This window comes from Georgenia wutianyii (assembly GCF_006349365.1).
In the GTDB taxonomy this organism is placed as follows: Bacteria; Actinomycetota; Actinomycetes; order Actinomycetales; family Actinomycetaceae; genus Oceanitalea; species Oceanitalea wutianyii.
Map to the genome: position 1 here is coordinate 732,536 of NZ_CP040899.1, position 16,184 is coordinate 748,719.

The window sequence follows — 16,184 nt, forward strand, 5'->3', positions numbered from 1 at the left end:
TGGCCGGGCGGGTCGTGTCCCCGGGGCGTTGTACGGTCGGGGAGTGAGAGCCACCCGCCACTGCACGCGTGCCGCCTGCGCCCGACCGGCCGTGGCCACCCTCACCTACGTCTACGCCGACTCGACGGCGGTCCTCGGGCCGCTGGCGACGAACCCGGAGCCGCACTCCTACGACCTGTGCCAGGAGCACGCGCACCGGCTCACCGCGCCGCGTGGGTGGGAGGTCGTCCGGCTGGCGACCGAGTTCGTCCCCGCTCCGCCGAGCGCGGACGACATCGAGGCGCTCGCCGACGCCGTGCGCGAGGCCTCGCGCACGCCCGCCGCGCAGGCCTCCCCGGCTGCCCGCCCCGGCCACACCGCCCCGGCGCCCGTGACCCACCGGCTCCCCGAGCCGGAGGCCGAGCTGGGCCGCCGCGGGCACCTGCGCGTGCTGCGCGGCGAGAGCGACTGACGCCGCAACGCCGTGACCGACGAGCCGCTCGAGCCGTGGGTGCGTGAGGTCCTGCGCTGCCCCGTCACCGGGGCGCCGCTGGTCCCAGGGACGGCCGCCGACGGCAGCCCGGTCCTCGTCTCCTCCGACCCCGCCCGCCCGCTGGCCTACCCCGTGCGGGACGGCGTTCCCGTCCTGCTCGCCGAGGAGGCCCGGCCGGTGGACGGCTCAGCCCAGCAGTGAGGTGAGCGGCCCGGCGATCCGCGGGGCGAGCGTCCGGGCGTAGGTCGCCGTGAGGTGGTGGGTGTCGCTGTGGGTGAGCACCCCGCCGACCACCGGCAGGCACTCCTCCCGGGGGCAGACGAACTCGGTGAGGTCGAGCAGGTCCGCCGCCGGCACGCGCTCCGCGGCGGCCCGCAGGATCGCCGCGCCCGACCGCTCCATCGCCTCGGCCCGCGGCACCGCGCAGCCGCTGAGGTCCGTGAGGTGCTCGCTCACGCACTCCGGGGCGTCGATCCCGGGCCACGGGGTGTCGAGGAGGGCGAGGACCTCGGTCCCCTCCTCCTCCAGCGCCTGCCAGGTGGCGGCCATCGCCTGCGCGACCGGCTCGCGCGACTCCTCCCGGCTCAGCGCCGCGCCGTCCTCGACGAGCTGGTAGTGCCCCCCGGCGCTGACGACGACGACGTCGGGCGGCTCGGCCGTGAGCCGCTCGGTGAGCGTCGCCTGCCACTCCAGGCAGCTCGTGTAGGGGCGGGAGGTGCTGTCCTCCCACACGAGGGCCGGCGCGAGCAGGCACGAGGACTTCGTCGAGGTCTCCAGCCGGAAGCCGTGCTCCTCGGCGAGCACCGCGAGCGCGGGCTGCCACTGGGCGGCGTGGGAGTCCCCGACGAGCGCGACGACGACGTCGGAGTCGGCGTCGCCGTACACGCAGGTGAGCACCCCGGGGCTGAGCGCGTCCTGGTGGCAGCCGTCGGCGTAGACGGCCGCGACGTCGTCGGCGGCGTCGAGCAGGGAGGGGGTGAGCGAGGTGACCTCGTAGGTCGGCTCCACGGCCGCCGGCTCGTCGCCGAGCGCCGCGGCGCCCGTCGCGCCGCCCTCCGCCGGCCCGTCGGCCCGGTCGGCGGCGAGGGTGAGCGCCGCGGCGCCCGCGAGCCCCACGGCCACGCACGCCGCGCCGATGACGGCGGCGCGCCAGGGCGCCGCGAGACGGCGCGAGCGGTGGAAGGGCTCCTCGACGAACCGGTAGGTGAGCCACGCGGGGAGCGCCGACCCGGCGACGACGGCCAGCGCCGTCGCGAGCGGGAGCACGCCGTCGGGCCCGGCCCACAATGACGTCGCGACGACGACGAGCGGCCAGTGCCACAGGTAGAGCGAGTAGGACAGCGCGCCGACGCGCTGCACGAAGGGCCCGGTGAGCGGCGCGAGCTCCCCGCGCGGGTCACCGCTGCCGGCCACGAGCACGGCGGCGGCCCCGAGCGTCGGCACGAGCGCCGCGGTGCCCGGGAAGGCGGTGGTCGCGTCGAAGGTCACGGCCGCGTACCCGATGGCCGCCAGCCCGGTCCAGCCGAGCGCCTGACGGGCCCGGGGGGAGCGCCCGATGACGCCCCGGGCCACGACGACGGCGAGGAGGGCACCGAGCGCCAGCTCCCACAGCCGCGTCGTCGTGACGAAGTAGGCGGCGCCGGGGTCCCGCGCCGTGAGGTGGACCGACCACGCGAGGGACGCCGCCGCGACGAGGAGCAGGCCCCACCCGAGGCGGCGGGCCGGGCTCCCGGCACGCGGGCGCACGAGGGCGACGACGAGCAGCGGCCACAGGAGGTAGAACTGCTCCTCGACGGCGAGGGACCAGAGGTGCTGGAGCGGGCCGGCCGCCGCGCCCTCCGCGAGGTAGTCGACCGAGCGGTCCGCGAGCCGCCAGTTGACGAGGTAGGTGGCGCTCGCGACGAGGTCCCCGGCGATCTCGCGCCAGCGGGTGACCGGCAGCGCGAGGATCGTGAGCGCGGTGACGGCGAGGAACACCACCGCCGTCGCGGGCAGCAGCCGCTTCGCGCGTCGGGCGTAGAACCGGCGCAGGCTCAGCCGGCCGGTCTCCTCGACCTCGCGCAGGACCAGACCGGTGATGAGGAAGCCGGAGATGACGAAGAAGACGTCGACGCCGACGTACCCGCCGGGCACGAGCGGAACCCCGGCGTGGTAGGCGAGGACGAGCAGGACCGCGACCGCGCGCAGCCCCTGGATGTCGGCCCGGAAGCGCGGACGGGCGCTGCGGGACGGAGCCGCGACGGATGTCGTGGCAGCGGTCATGCTGGCCTCTCACGGACGGGTGCGACGCGGACGACCGTCCGCCACGCCGAACCACGGTACTCCCGGCCACGCCCCCGTCCCCGGCACCGCCACGCCCCCTCTCCCTCCCCGCCGAGCGCTGGATCGTGCACGCCTCTCCTCCGCCAGAGCTGGATCGTGCACGCCAGTCCCTGGGAGGGCCGGGTCGGTGTCAGCGGCGGCGGTGGAGGGTTCGGGCGGCGAGGACGAGGGCGGCGGCGAGGAGGGTGGCGACGATGGCGGGCAGGAGCCAGCCGGCGGGGCCGCCGTCCTCCGCCGGCGCCGGCTCGGCCGCGTCCGGGGTGGCCTCGGCGGCGTCGAAGGTGTGCTCCCACCGGGCGTCCGCGCCGTCGGCCAGGTGGTAGGCGGAGGGCGGGTCGGCCTGCGCGGTGACGACGACGGTGCCCTCGGCCGGGTGGGTGCCGGGCGTGAGGGTCTGCCCGTCGAGGAGGTAGGCGACGCCCGGGACGTCGGGGACCTCGACGGCGTCGTCCTGCGTGCCGGGCAGGTCGGTGAACGTCACGGCCGCCGGGGTCACCTCCTCGGTCCGCCGGACCCCGGAGCCGAGCGCGGCGAGCACCGTCCCGTCCGGAGCGGTGACCTCGACCGGGAGGCGGCCGGTGGGCAGCACGCGGCCCGACAGGACCCCCGCGACGCCCGCGTGGCTCACGGTCGACGTCCCGTAGGAGGCCAGGACGGCGGCGACCTCGCCGGGCACCGCGGCGTAGTCGTACGGGGTCCCGGCGAGCACGACGACGACGGGCGTGCCGCTCGCCGCCAGCTCGGTGACGAGTGCCTGCTGGGCGGCGTCGGCGCGCAGGTCGTCGACGGCGAGGACGACGGCGGCCGCGCCCTCGGCGGCCGAGCGCACCGCGGCGCGGTAGCCCCGGCTCGGGCTCGTCCCGCTCTCCAGCCGCTCGGTGACGGTCAGGCCCTCCGCGGCGAGCAGCGGGGTGAGGCGCTCGGGCCACGCGGACCCGGCGCCCGCGAGGAGGACCGGCCCGGCAGCCGGGTCGAGCGGCAGGACGGCGCCCTCGTCGCGCACGAGGGTGACCGCCCGCTCGGCGATCGCGGCGGCGACGGCGCGGTGGTCGGGGCTGCCGACGACGTCGAGCCCGGGTCGCTCGGCGCCGTCCCAGATCCCGCGCTCCACCTTCCACTCCAGGATCCGGGTCACCGACTCCTCGAGACGCTCGCGGGTGAGCTCCCCGGTGGCGAGGGCCTCGCGGACGCCGGCGAGTGCGGCGTCGACGTCCGGCGGCGCGAGGAGGATGTCGGAGCCGGCCTGGATGGCGAGGACGGCGATGTCGCCGTCGTCGAGCGGGTTGCCCGGCAGCTGCTTGAGCGCGGCCATGTCGAGGGCGTCGGTGGTCACGAGGCCCTCGAAGCCGAGGTCGCCGCGCAGGAGGTCGGTGAGGACCGCGGGGGAGAGGGTGCCGGGCATGTCCGGGTCGATGGACTCGACGACGATGTGGGCCGACATGACGATGTCGACCCCGGCGGCGACGGCGGCGCGGAACGGTTCGAGGTGGGCGGCGAGCTCCGCCGGGTCGCCCGCGACGACCGGCAGGCCGGTGTGGGAGTCGACGTCGGTGTCCCCGTGGCCGGGGAAGTGCTTGGCCGCCGCGGCGACGTGCTGCGACTGCAGGCCCTGGATCTGGGCGGCGGTGAGCTCGGAGACGGTGGCGGGGTCCGCGCCGAGGGACCGCAGCCCGATGACCGGGTTGTCCGGGTTGGTGTTGAGGTCCGCGACGGGCGCCCAGTCGACGTTGACGCCCATGGCGGCGAGCTCGGCGCCGAGCACCTCGCCCTGCCCCCGCGCGAGCTGTGGGTCGAAGGTGGCGCCGAGCGCCATGCCGCCCGGGAGGTCCGTGACCGGGTGCCCGAGGCGGGAGACCTCACCGCCCTCCTGGTCGACGGTGATGGCGAGCGGCACCCCGGGCCCCGCCGCCGCAGCGTCCTGGAGCCCGGCGGACAGGTCGGCGACCTGCTCGGGGGAGTCGGTGTTGCCGGCCCACGCGAAGTACAGGACGCCGCCGAGCGCGTACTTCCGCACGACGTCGGCCGGGGTGTCCACGCCGTAGCGGGCCCGGTTCTCGGCGGCCCGGGACCTGTCCTCGGCTCCGGAACCGTAGACGTGGACCCATGTCATCTGGCCGACGAGCTCGTCCTCGCTCATCGCGGCGACGACGTCCTCGACGTCGGTCGTCGCCGTCGCCGAGGGGCCGGCGGCGCCCAGGGCGAGGAGCAGGGCGGTGGCGGCGGCGAGCGCGGCGGCGGTGCGGCGGGAGGAGGTCATGGGCCTTCGTCGGGACGGCGGGCACGGACCCCGCCACCGTACGCGCCCCGGCGCCCTGGTCCGCACCCGCGCCTGCACCGCCCGCGCCCCGCATCAGCACGCGCCGGCACACGCACGAGCGCCGAGAGCCGGATCGTGCGCGGTGCACGATCCAGCTCTCGGCGCTTCAGGTGGTGCGCTTCAGGTGGTGCGCGCCCGCGGCTGAGGGCGCGTCAGGTGGTGGTGCGGGTCAGGGGGTGCGGCGGACGCCGAGGCTGTCGGTGCCGTCCCCGTCCCAGTCGCCCACGAAGACCTCGTCGCCGGGGCGGCCGTAGGCGACGACCTTCTCGGCCGGGCCGCCACGCAGCCAGTTGCTCACGTGGTAGACGTGCCCACGGCGCACGGCGAAGGTGTCCTCGCCGTCGCCGTTCCAGTCACCGGCGAGCATCTGGTCACCGGCCCGCCCGTAGACGAAGCCCTCGTCCGCGGCACCGGCGCGCAGCGTGTTGGTCACGTGGATCTCGGCGCCGCGGCGCACCGCGAAGGTGTCCTTGCCGTTGCCGTCCCAGTCACCGACGAGCACCTCGTCACCGGCGCGCCCGTAGACCACGACCTGGTCGGCCGGGCCGCCCACGAGGGAGTTCTTCACGTGGTACTCCGCACCGCGGCGCACGGCCAGCGTGTCGGTGCCGTCGCCGTCCCAGTCGCCGACGAGGACGACGTCGCCCGGGCGCCCGTAGACGAAGGTCGACTCCGCGGGCCCGCCGGTGGTGCGGTTGTTCACGTGGAACTCCGCGCCGCGGCGCACGGTGATGGAGTCGCGGCCGTCACCGTCCCAGTCGCCGATGAGGACCTCGTCGGTGAAGCGGCCGTAGGGGAAGGCGTGGTCGGCGGCGCCGCCGGTCCAGCCGTTGGTGAGGAAGAACCCGTACTGCTGCTGCGTCGGCGGCTGGGGGCCGGGCTGCTCGCCGTCGTCCTCGTAGGTCATGCCGAAGCCCATCTCGAAGAGCGTGCCCTCGCCGTCGGCGGTGGGCACGTTGACGGGCAGCGCGCCGGTGGGGGCGACGTCCCCCATGACGACGGCGGCGAGCGCCTGGAGCGAGGGCAGCTGGTAGCCGTAGGTGGCGATCTGCGCGGCGGGCTCGGCCCAGGCGACGTCGTACGGGTTGCGCACGGGGACCTGGACGACCGGGATGCCGGTCTCGATGAGCGCGTCGAGGTAGTTCTGCTGGCTCGTGACGTTGGCGGCGCCGGTCGGCGTCATCGTCATGACGACGACGGCGTCGTGGCCCTCGGCGGCCGCGACCGCGGCGTCGATCTGCTCCTGGTTCGGGAAGGCGGCCAGGTGCGCGGTGGTCTGCGCGCCGTGCGCGGTGAGGGCGGCGGCGAGGTTGGGCACGCCGGTGGCGCCCCAGCCGGTGACGAAGACCTTGGAGCCGGCGTCCAGCGGGAGGGTGTCGTCCTCGTTGCGGAGCAGGGTGACGGACCGCTCGGCGATCTCCTGGGCGGTGGCGGCGTGCTCGGCGTTGCCGACGATCGACTCGACGGCCTCGACGTCGACGTACGGGTCGGCCCAGACGCCGCTCTCCTCCTTCCACTCCAGGATGCGGGTGACGGACTCCTCGAGGCGCTCGCGGGTGATCTCGCCGGACTCGACGGCGGCGTTGACGGCCTCGAAGGTGGCGGGGACGTCGGGCGACATGAGGAGGATGTCGGAGCCGGCCTGGATGGCGAGGACGGCGATGTCGCCGTCGTCGAGCGGGTTGTCCGGGAGCTGCTTGAGCGCGGCCATGTCGAGGGCGTCGGTGGTCACGAGGCCCTCGAAGCCGAGGTCGTCACGCAGGAGGTCGGTGAGGACCGCGGGGGAGAGGGTGCCGGGCATGTCGGGGTCGATGGCCTCGACGATGACGTGGGCCGTCATGATCATGTCGACACCGGCGTCGATCGACTCGCGGAAGGGCAGGAGGTGCTGCTCGAGGGTGTCGCGGTCGTAGCTGATGATCGGCAGCCCGGTGTGGGAGTCGGTGGCGGTGTCGCCGTGGCCGGGGAAGTGCTTGGCCGCCGCGGCGACGCCCTGGTCCTGCATCCCCATGACCTGTGCGACGCCGAGGGCCGCGACGTTCTCCGGGTCCTCGCCCATCGAGCGCACGCCGATGACGGGGTTGGCCGGGTTGGTGTTGACGTCGACGACGGGCGCGAAGTCGACGTTGACGCCGACCGCGGCCATCTCCGCGCCGAGCACGGCGCCCTGCGCGTAGGCGAGGTCGGCGTCCCACGTGGCGCCGAGCGCCATGTTGCCCGGCAGGACGGTGACCGGCGCGCCCATGCGGGCGACGATGCCGCCCTCCTGGTCGATCGTCACGGCGAGCGGGATGCCCGAGCCGTCATCCTCGGACACTCGCTGCAGCCCGTTGGACAGCTCTGCGGTGAGCACGGGGTCGTCGACGATCCCCGGGTTGGACCACGCGAAGTACAGGACCCCGCCGAGGTCGAACTTCTCCACGACCTCGGCCGGGGTGTCCACGCCGTAGCGGGCCTGGTTCTCCGTGGCCATGGAGTCGTCGGTGGCGGAGTTGCCGTAGACGAAGGTCCACGTCATCTGGCCGATGAGCTCGTCGATCGTCATGTTCGAGACGATCTGGTCGATCGGGCCGGTGGAGTCGGGTGCCGACGTGCCGGCGGCGGGCACGGTGGCTGCGAGGAGCAGCCCTGCCGCGAGAGTGGTGGCGGCGCCTGCCTTGGCACCGACGTGCTTTGTGGACAACGTTCCTCCTGGTGGTCGACCTCGAACACCGCGGGGGCCTTCCCGCGCGACAACAGTTTTCTCGCCGACAGTGGTGAAGGAAACTGCTGTCAGGTCAGCGTAGACCACAGGGTGTCCCACGTCACGCCCTGGTCTAGACCAAGTGGCGCGCGTGGGGTGGACGTCGCCGTCAGCGCACCCCGAAGGGCAGCCGGCGCAGCTCGGCGGTCGTCTCGGCCAGCGCGTCGCGGGCCCGCAGGCCGACGGCGTACTCCCGGTCCCGGCGGGCGACGAGCACCGCGGCGAGGAACCGCTCGGGGTTGGTCCCCCACGGCGGTGGCGGGGCGACGAGCGGCTCCACGCGGGCGGCGAGCCGGCGCCCGAGCTCCGCACGGGAGGCGGGGTCGAGGGTGCCGGTGCGGTCGAGGAAGCGGCGGGCGGCGAGGGCGAGACCGTCCGGCAGCGCGCGGATGTCGGCGTCGCGCGCCCAGTCGGCGAGCTCGGGGGGCATGAGGAGGGGTGGGGGCGTGCGGTCCGCGCCTCGGGTGCGCACCGCGTACGTGCCGGCGAGGAGGTCGCCCAGCCGCTTGCCGCGGCCGTTGAGCAGCGCCGCGACGACGGCGACGGACCCGGCGGTCAGCCACAGCTCACCGAGCCCGGCCAGTGCGCGGACGAAGGCGTGCCGGAAGCGGATCGGCCCGCCGTCGTCGCGCACGATCCGGATGCCGGTGGCGAGCTTGCCGAGCGAGCGGCCCCGGGTGAGCGTCTCGACGAGGGTGGGGGCGACGACGGCGACGCACGCGAACGTCACGATCGTGAGCGTGTCCGTCTGCGCCTGGTTGTCGAGGCGCCCGAGGATCCCCACGGAGATCGCGCCGAGGACGATGACGTAGCACGTGGCGTCGATGAGGCCGCCCGCGACGCGGAGCATGAAGGCGGCCGGCCGCACCTCGAGCGCGACGGCCTCGCCGGTGACGATGAGGTCGTCGTTGAGGCGCGCCGCCTGCAGCGCCCTGCCGCTGCTGTGGGCGGCGTGCGAGGTCATGTGTGGCAGGGTACCCGCGTGGACATCGACGCCTTCGCCGCCGTGCACCGGCCGCAGTGGCAGCGCCTGGCGACGCTGTCCGCCCGGCGCCGGCTCACGGGCGCGGAGGCCGACGAGCTCGTCGCCCTCTACCAGGCGACCGCCGGGCACCTGTCCGCCGTCCGCACGAGCGCCCCGGACCCCGTCGTCGTCTCCGAGCTGTCCGGCCTGCTCGCCACCGCGCGCGGCCGGATCGCCGGTGCCCACGAGGCCCGGCTCTCCGACGTCACACGCTTCCTCCTCCTCCAGCTGCCGGCGGCCTTCTACCGCGTGCGCTGGTGGACGGTGTGGGCCGGTGTCGCGTTCCTCGCGGTCGCGACCCTCAGCGGCTGGTGGGTGGCGACGAACGAGGCGGCCCTCGCCGCCGTCGGCAGTCCGGCCGAGCGCCGCCAGTACGCCGAGGAGGCGTTCGCCGCCTACTACTCCAACTACCCGGCCGCCGACTTCGCCGGTCTCGTGTGGACGAACAACGCGTGGATCGCCGCGCAGTGCATCGGCCTGGGGATCACCGGCGTCTTCCCCGCCTACGTCCTGCTCGCCAACGCCGTCGGTGTGGGCTCCTCGGGCGGCGTCATGGCCTCCGAGGGGTACCTCGACGTGTTCTTCGGGCTCATCGCGCCCCACGGCCTCATGGAGCTCACCGCGATCTTCGTCGCGGCCGGCGCCGGGCTCAAGCTCTTCTGGGCGTGGGTCGCGCCGGGCCCGCGCACCCGCTCCCGGGCACTCGCCGAGGAGGGCCGCTCGCTGTTCGCCGTCGCGCTCGGGCTCGTGCTCGTGCTCGCCGTCTCCGGGCTCGTCGAGGGCTTCGTCACGCCGTCACCGCTGCCCACCTGGCTGAAGGTCACCATCGGTGCCCTCGTGCTCGCCGCCTACTGGACGTACACCCTCGTCCTGGGGCGGCGCGCCGTCCGGGCGGGGGAGACCGGGGACCTGGAGGAGGACCTCGCCGGGCACACCCTGGCGCAGGCCGGCTGAGACGAGCTCCTCCTCCCGCCCTCCCTGTGGCAGCCGGGCGGGCCGGACGTACGCTGGAGGTGCCGCGCGGGGGTGGTCTCCGCGCGTTGCGTGTGAGGTGCCATGAACCGCAGGCTCGTCATCACGGCCGACGACCTCGGGGTCGACGCCGAGACGAACGCGACGATCGTCGAGCTCATGCGGGACGGGCTCGTCTCGGCGACGACGCTCATCCCGGTGGCGACGGCGGCGACCGACGCGGTCGAGCGTCTCAAGGCCGCCGGCCTGCACGCCCCGCGCCTGCACCTCACCCTCAACAGCGCGCGTGAGTGGGCCGGATGGTCACCGCTGTCGGCCGACGCGCGCACGCTCATCGGCCCGGACGGCACGCTGCCCCTGGACGCCGCGCAGGCCGAGCGCAGCGCCTCGACCGCGGACGTCGCGCGCGAGATGTTCGCCCAGCTCGGCTGGATGCGTCGCCTGGGACTGCGTCCCCCCGCGCTCGACTCCCACTCCGGCACGCTCTACGGCCTGCGCGGGCGCTCGCTCGCGCTCACGGCGGTGGAGTTCTGCGCCGAGCACGGCCTCGCCTTCCGCCTGCCCCGCCGCCTCGCGTCCGTGCTCGGGCTGGCCGTGCGTGGGCTGGGCACCGCCCACCGCCGGGCCGTGCGCCGGGCCGACGCGCTGGGTGTGCGCCTGCCCCAGACGCTCGTCGGCTCCTGGCTGCCCGGCTCGGCGATCCTCGGGTACGGCCACCTGCGCGCCGACGTGCTCGCCCAGCTGCGCAGCCTGCCGAGGGGGACCTCAGAGCTCATCGTCCACCCCTCGCCCCTCGCCTCGGCCCAGCGGTTCCCGGCCGGGGAGGGTCGCAAGCGGCTGTGGGAGCTGCGCCTGCTGCGCGACCCGGCCTTCCACCGGGCACTGCGGCGCGAGCACATCGAGGTCGTCCCCGCCTGGTAGCCCGCCCTGTCGCTCCTACAGCCGCCCGGCGGCCTTGAGCGCGAGGTAGGTGTCGGCCAGCGCGGGCGGCAGGTCCTCCGGCAGCGCCTCGACGACCTCGACCCCCTGACGGCGCAGCCGCATCGCCGCGGCCCCGCGCTCGAGTGCCGCGCGCTCGGCCGCCGCGGCGTCGAAGACCTCCTCGCTCGTCACGCGCCGCCGGCGGATCTCCTCCGCCTCGGGGTCGGCCGCCGACGCGAGCACGACCTGGTGGTCGCGCGTCATCGCCCCGACGACGGGGAGCAGGTCCGACGTCACCGCCGCCGTGTCCAGCGCGGTGAGGAGCACGACGAGCGAGCGCTGGGACAGCGTGTCGCGCACGACCTGCGTCACCGTCGGCCAGCTCACCTGGACGAGCGACGCCTCGACCTGCGCCAGCCCGTCGGCGAGGGAGGACATGAGCCGCGCGCCCTGCACCCCGGAGACGCGGGCCCGCACCGCCGAGTCGACCGCGACGACGTCCACCCGGTCACCGGCGCGTGAGGCGAGCGCCGCGAGGAGCAGCGCCGCCTCGATCTGTGCCTCGAGCCGGGGTGCCTCGCCCAGGCGCGCGGCCGACAGCCGCGAGGAGTCGACGACGACGAGCACCCGCCGGTCCCGCTCGGGGCGCCACGTGCGCACGACGACGTCGCCGCCGCGTGCCGTCGCCCGCCAGTCGATGGCGCGCACGTCGTCGCCGATGACGTACTCGCGCAGCGAGTCGAACTCGGTGCCCTGCCCGCGCACGTTGACCGCGGCGCGCCCGTCGAGCTCACGCAGGCGGGCGAGCCGCGAGGGCAGGTGGCGCCGGGAGGTGAAGGCGGGCAGCACCCGCAGCCGTGCCGGCGCGGGCAGTGAGCGCTGCCGGCCCGCCAGGCCCAGCGGGCCGTGGCAGCGCAGCGTCACGAGGTCGGCCACCCGGTCACCGCGCCGTGTCGGGCGCAGGCCGGTGCGCACCCGGCGCGCCTCGCCCGCCGGGACGGTGAGCCGGTGCCGGTTGTGCTCGGCGCCCGCCGAGGGCACCCACGCGTCGCGCACGAGCAGGCGCGCCGTGCGCCGGCCGGTGTTCGTCACCGTGAGGGTCGAGGTGGCCGGCTCGCCCAGGCGCACCGAGTGGGGCACCTCCCGGTGGGGCTCCAGCGCGCGCGGCGAGGCGGCGAGGAGGACGTCGAGCAGGACGCCGAGCACGAGCACCGCCGCCCACGCCGCGACCGTCGCCCCGCGGGGCACGAGCAGCACCGGCACGAGGCCCACGGCCGCGACGAGCGCGGCGCGGCGGGTCAGCGCCATCGTGGTCTCCTCGTGGGCAGCGCGGGTCGGGACACGGTCAGCGGGGGACCGGGACGGCGCGCAGGACGCCGTCGAGGACGGTCTCGGCGGTCACGCCCTCGAGCTCGGCCTCGGCGCGCAGCTGGACGCGGTGGCGCAGCGTCGCGTGGGCGAGGGCCTTGACGTCGTCGGGCGTCACGTAGTCCCGGCCGGTGAGCCAGGCCCATGCCCGCGACGTCGCGAGCAGGGCCGTCGCCCCGCGAGGGGAGACGCCGAGCGAGAGCGAGGGCGAGGTGCGGGTCGCGCGGCACACGTCGACGACGTAGCCGAGCACCTCCGGTGCGACCTGGACCCGGCCGACCTCGGCGCGGGCCGCGGCGAGGTCGCCCGTTCCGGCGACGGCGCGCAGCCCGGCCCCGGCGAGGTCACGCGGGTCGAAGGCGCGGGCGTGCCGCTGGAGGACCTCGATCTCCTCCGCGCGCTCGGGCAGCGGCACGAGGAGCTTGAGGAGGAAGCGGTCGAGCTGGGCCTCGGGCAGCGGGTAGGTGCCCTCGTACTCCACGGGGTTCTGGGTCGCGACGACCATGAACGGGTCGGGCAGCGGGCGCGCCTCGCCGTCCACCGACACCTGCCGCTCCTCCATCGCCTCGAGCAGCGAGGCCTGGGTCTTGGGCGGGGTGCGGTTGATCTCGTCGGCGAGGAGGAGGTTGGTGAACACCGGCCCCTCCCGGAAGGAGAACTCGGCGGTGCGCGCGTCGTAGACGAGCGAGCCGGTGACGTCACCGGGCATGAGGTCAGGGGTGAACTGCACCCGCTTGGTGTCCATGTCGAGGCTGGCGGCCAGCGACCGGACGAGCAGCGTCTTGGCCACCCCGGGAACGCCCTCGAGGAGCACGTGCCCGCGGCACAGCAACCCGATGACGAGGCCGGTGACGGCGGCCTCCTGGCCGACGACGGCCTTGCCGACCTCCTCGCGCAACGCGGCGAGGCGGGCACGGGGGGAGTCCTCGGGCGGGGCGGGGGCCTGCGCGACGAAGGCCGGCGGCGGCGGGGGCGGCGGCTGCTCGCCGGGGGTGTAGGTGGTCACGACGGGTGGACCTCGCTTTCCAGGGTGTCGAGCTCGCGGGTGAGGTGGACGAGGGCGGCGTCCGACGTCGGGGACGGGCCGTGGAGCAGGGCCGCGACGGACTGCTCGTCGCGGCCGGTGGAGCGGGCGACGGCGGCGACGAGGTCCTCGGGACGCGCGGAGCGGGGCACCCCGAGGCGGGCGGCGCAGCGCGTCGCGCACCCCGCGCGCAGCCCGGCGGCCGCGTGCGCGTGGTCGCGGGCGCGGCGGTAGAGCCGGCCGCGGCCCAGCGTCGTCTCCGCGGAGCGCACGACGACGGGCATCGGCTCGGTGACCACGCGCCCGAGCCGCCGGCCGCGCCACAGCACGACGACGACGGCGAGGACGAGGAGCTGGGCACCGACGACGGTGGCGGCGGGCGGCAGGACGCCCGCCGGCTCCTCGGTCTGCGGCGTCACGGTGTCACCCGCCGTCGGCAGGTACCAGACGAGCTCGCTGCTCGCGCCCAGGAGACGCAGGACGAGGGCGGCGTTGCCGGCGTCGGCGAGGCGCTCGTTGCTCAGCAGGGTGCCGTCGGCGAGGAACGCGAAGCGGCGCCCGTCCTCCTCCCACGTGGCCAGGGCCCCGGCCCCGTCCGCCGTCGGGAAGCACAGCTCGACGTCCGCGGCGAGCGGCTCGACGCCTCCGGTGCTGCCGGAGACGGTGCCCGCGGCGAGGGCGTCCGGGTCGGCGCAGTCGGCCCGCAGCGGGTCGGGGCTGCCGACCGGGGAGGGGGTGACCTTGTCGGTGAGCGGCTCGAGGTCGGGCAGGAAGGTCGCCTGGGTGAGGACGACGTCGGCCCCCGTGCCACGCACCGCGGCGAGCTGGGCGTCGTCCAGGAGACCGCCGCCGGCGACGAACAGCGTCGTGCCGGGCCCGGCCACCTGCGTCACCTCGTCCGTCGTCCGCACGGTGCGCACGCGCACCCCCTGCTCACGCAGGATCGTCGCGGCCGCCTGCGCGCCGGCGGGCGCGGGGTTGTCCGGGGCGAGCGGGAGCGCGGACGTCGTCTGCCGGGCGGCGAGGAGGACGACGAACGCCGTCACGGCGACGAGGGCCACGGCGACGAGGAACAGCGTCTGGCGGCGGTTGCGGCGCGCCGGGACCTGGGTCTGTGCCTCTGCTACCGCGGTCACGGGGCGACCAGTCCCACGGGACGTCCGGTCGCGACCGGACGGGCGGCGGCCACCTCACGGGCGAGCTCACGCATCCGCGCGTCCTGGTCCGGGCCGGGACGCGCCGAGCCGTAGCAGACGTCGTCGAACAGGCGGGCGGCCCAGGTGAGGCCGGCGGCGCAGCCGGGCAGGAGGGACGCCGCCGCGGCGCCCGCCTCGTGGGCGGTGAGGCCGGGGCGGTCGTCGAGCACCGTGCGCTCGTCGAGAGAGCGGATGATCGCGCGGAAGCGCATGAGGACGGCCAGTGCCCAGTCGCCCCGATCAGCGGCGTCGTCCGCGGCGGCCGTGAGCGACGCGCTCGTCGCGTCGCCCTCGTCGTCGAAGAGCGTGTGGGAGCGTGCCCCGGCGGTCCGCCGGCGGCGGCGCACCGGTCCGGCGAGGTAGAGCGCGAGGACGAGCAGGACGACGGCCCCGACGACGACGATGACGGGCACGAGGCTCTCCGGCGCCGAGGCGTCGATCTCGAGCAGCCGCTGGAGCTGCTCGCCGAGCCAGCGCCACAGCCGGTCCAGCACGCCGGGCTCGTCCCGGTAGACGCTGCGGGAGAGCTCCTCCTGCGCCCAGCGCCTGGCCTCCTCGGCGTCCGGCTCGACCGGCACGCCGAGCAGCCGCGCGCGGCTCATCCCGCGGCGCGCGCGAGCTCGACGTCCAGCCCCTCCTTGCGCATCCGGACGTCGATGTACAGGAGCGCGAGCACCGCGGCCATGACGGGGATGGAGATCGCCGAGCCGACGAGCTGGCCGATCGAGGAGACGATGAACGGGATGAGGATGTCGTCCTGGAAGGCGAACAGGCCGCCGACCATCGAGAAGGGCACCGAGAGGATGCCGACGAGGGCGCCGACGAGGACGACGGTGAGCAGCATGATCCCGAACAGCCGCCAGAAGGTGCCCTTCGACAGTCGCCACGAGCGCCCGATCGAGGCGATGACGCCCGTCCCCTCGAGCATGATCACGCACGGCGCGAACATGAGCCGCACGGTGAGGAACGCGACGAGCACACCCATGAGGACGACGAGGAGGAGGGCGAGGAGCCCCGCGGTGAGCGCCCGGTCGCCCGTCTGCGCCACGCCGACGAAGAGGAGGGCGACGAGCACGGCCCCGCCGGTGACGGCGACGATGCCGGCCAGCCCGAGGAGCAGGGAGAGGCCGACGAGGCGCAGCAGCCGGCCGCGGGCGCGCTGCCAGACCTCGGCGAGACCGATCGTGCGCCCGAGGACGGACTCGCTCACCGAGATGATGGCCAGGCCCTCGAGGACGAGCGTCGCCAGGCTCAGCGGCACCCAGCTGATGACGAGGCCGGCGAGCGTGCCGACCCCGAGGAACGCGTCGAGATCCGAGGCGCCGGCCTGCAGCGCACGCTCGATGTTCTCGAGCAGCGCGACGGTGACGCCGGCCTGGAGGAGGGCGCCGACGCCGACGACGATGATGGCCAGCCCGAACATGACGAGCGGGTTGCTGCGGATGGCACGGAAGGCGCCGTCGTAGATCTCCCCGAGGGTCAGCGGCCTGAGCGGGACGATGCCCGGCTGCACGGCGGAGGGCACGGGAGCGAAGCCGGGCCCGTAGTAACCGCCGCCGGGCGCCTGGCCGTACTGCCCGTAGGCGCCGGGAGCGGGCGGCGGCTGCTGGCCGTACTGCCCGTACTGGTCGGGCTGCTGGCCGTACTGCCCGTACTGGTCGGGCTGCTGCCCGTACTGGCCGTACTGCCCGTACTGGTCGGGGGTCGACGGGCCGGTCGGCCCGGCGCCACCCGCGGTCGAACCCGGCTCCTGGCTCATCGGTCCCCTCCTGGTCTCGGGCGGCCATCGTCCCACGCGGCTACGAGGCCGAGCGCAACATGATCA

Annotated in this window: 13 protein-coding genes; 4 read left to right on the forward strand and 9 right to left on the reverse strand. The window is 75.6% G+C overall.

All coding sequences use genetic code 11. The features are described 5' to 3' along the window. Nucleotides 1–43 precede the first annotated feature (43 nt). Together FE251_RS03200 and FE251_RS03205 are read left to right on the forward strand one after the other, a co-directional pair. Nucleotides 44–451 (forward strand): DUF3499 domain-containing protein, encoded by a 408-nt coding sequence (locus tag FE251_RS03200; protein WP_139947826.1) that lies wholly within the window; start codon nucleotides 44–46, stop codon nucleotides 449–451. A gap of 12 nt (nucleotides 452–463) precedes the next feature. Then, nucleotides 464–673 (forward strand): Trm112 family protein, encoded by a 210-nt coding sequence (locus FE251_RS03205; RefSeq protein ID WP_139947828.1) that lies wholly within the window; start codon nucleotides 464–466, stop codon nucleotides 671–673. Here the strand turns inward: FE251_RS03205 and FE251_RS03210 are convergent. The 4 genes from FE251_RS03210 to FE251_RS03225 all read right to left on the reverse strand — a co-directional run bounded on the left by FE251_RS03210 (nucleotide 659) and on the right by FE251_RS03225 (nucleotide 8,818). Beyond that, nucleotides 659–2,734 (reverse strand): acyltransferase family protein, encoded by a 2,076-nt coding sequence (locus FE251_RS03210; RefSeq protein ID WP_139947830.1) that lies wholly within the window; start codon nucleotides 2,732–2,734, stop codon nucleotides 659–661. The genes FE251_RS03205 and FE251_RS03210 overlap by 15 nt on opposite strands. 190 nt (nucleotides 2,735–2,924) lie before the next feature. Then, entirely contained in the window at nucleotides 2,925–5,051 is a 2,127-nt protein-coding gene (locus FE251_RS03215) for a glycoside hydrolase family 3 protein (RefSeq protein ID WP_139947832.1), read from the reverse strand. Between the two features lie 229 nt (nucleotides 5,052–5,280). Further along, entirely contained in the window at nucleotides 5,281–7,794 is a 2,514-nt protein-coding gene (locus tag FE251_RS03220) for a glycoside hydrolase family 3 protein (protein WP_223147561.1), read from the reverse strand. A 169-nt stretch (nucleotides 7,795–7,963) separates the two neighbouring features. Next, nucleotides 7,964–8,818 carry an RDD family protein gene (locus tag FE251_RS03225; RefSeq protein WP_139947834.1) on the reverse strand — a complete coding sequence of 285 codons (855 nt, stop codon included), beginning with the start codon at nucleotides 8,816–8,818 and terminating at the stop codon, nucleotides 7,964–7,966. A gap of 18 nt (nucleotides 8,819–8,836) precedes the next feature. On the opposite strand from FE251_RS03225, the gene FE251_RS03230 reads away from it, so the two are divergent. Next, entirely contained in the window at nucleotides 8,837–9,832 is a 996-nt protein-coding gene (locus FE251_RS03230; RefSeq protein WP_139947835.1) for a stage II sporulation protein M, read from the forward strand. A gap of 102 nt (nucleotides 9,833–9,934) precedes the next feature. After that, the gene (locus tag FE251_RS03235; protein ID WP_139947837.1) at nucleotides 9,935–10,771 is read left to right on the forward strand and encodes a ChbG/HpnK family deacetylase; all 837 of its coding nucleotides are present in this window, start codon (nucleotides 9,935–9,937) and stop codon (nucleotides 10,769–10,771) included. A 15-nt stretch (nucleotides 10,772–10,786) separates the two neighbouring features. Here the strand turns inward: FE251_RS03235 and FE251_RS03240 are convergent, their stop codons facing one another. The 5 genes from FE251_RS03240 to FE251_RS03260 are packed head-to-tail and all read right to left on the reverse strand — an operon-like array spanning nucleotide 10,787 to nucleotide 16,118. Continuing rightward, a complete protein-coding gene (locus FE251_RS03240) occupies nucleotides 10,787–12,079 on the reverse strand; it encodes a DUF58 domain-containing protein (protein WP_139947839.1) in 1,293 nt (430 codons plus the stop codon). Between the two features lie 37 nt (nucleotides 12,080–12,116). Further along, nucleotides 12,117–13,145, reverse strand: a complete 1,029-nt coding sequence (locus FE251_RS03245; RefSeq protein ID WP_139947840.1) for an AAA family ATPase — start codon at nucleotides 13,143–13,145, stop codon at nucleotides 12,117–12,119. After that, nucleotides 13,142–14,299, reverse strand: a complete 1,158-nt coding sequence (locus tag FE251_RS03250) for a DUF4350 domain-containing protein (RefSeq protein ID WP_139947842.1) — start codon at nucleotides 14,297–14,299, stop codon at nucleotides 13,142–13,144. Before FE251_RS03250 ends, FE251_RS03245 begins: the two co-directional genes overlap by 4 nt. Continuing rightward, nucleotides 14,296–14,961, reverse strand: coding sequence for a DUF4129 domain-containing protein (locus FE251_RS03255; RefSeq protein ID WP_139947844.1), 666 nt, complete (start codon nucleotides 14,959–14,961; stop codon nucleotides 14,296–14,298). Before FE251_RS03255 ends, FE251_RS03250 begins: the two co-directional genes overlap by 4 nt. Continuing rightward, on the reverse strand, nucleotides 14,958–16,118 hold the full coding sequence (locus FE251_RS03260; RefSeq protein WP_139947846.1) for a glycerophosphoryl diester phosphodiesterase membrane domain-containing protein: 1,161 nt from the start codon (nucleotides 16,116–16,118) through the stop codon (nucleotides 14,958–14,960). Before FE251_RS03260 ends, FE251_RS03255 begins: the two co-directional genes overlap by 4 nt. Nucleotides 16,119–16,184: the final 66 nt, after the last annotated feature.

Bases quoted from the DNA above. Each gene is read 5' to 3' on its own strand.
- FE251_RS03225 (WP_139947834.1), bottom strand. From the start codon at position 8,818: ATGACCTCGCACGCCGCCCACAGCAGCGGCAGGGCGCTGCAGGCGGCG.
- FE251_RS03235 (WP_139947837.1), top strand. From the start codon at position 9,935: ATGAACCGCAGGCTCGTCATCACGGCCGACGACCTCGGGGTCGACGCC.
- FE251_RS03210 (WP_139947830.1), bottom strand. From the start codon at position 2,734: ATGACCGCTGCCACGACATCCGTCGCGGCTCCGTCCCGCAGCGCCCGT.
- FE251_RS03240 (WP_139947839.1), bottom strand. From the start codon at position 12,079: ATGGCGCTGACCCGCCGCGCCGCGCTCGTCGCGGCCGTGGGCCTCGTG.
- FE251_RS03260 (WP_139947846.1), bottom strand. From the start codon at position 16,118: ATGAGCCAGGAGCCGGGTTCGACCGCGGGTGGCGCCGGGCCGACCGGC.
- FE251_RS03255 (WP_139947844.1), bottom strand. From the start codon at position 14,961: ATGAGCCGCGCGCGGCTGCTCGGCGTGCCGGTCGAGCCGGACGCCGAG.
- FE251_RS03215 (WP_139947832.1), bottom strand. From the start codon at position 5,051: ATGACCTCCTCCCGCCGCACCGCCGCCGCGCTCGCCGCCGCCACCGCC.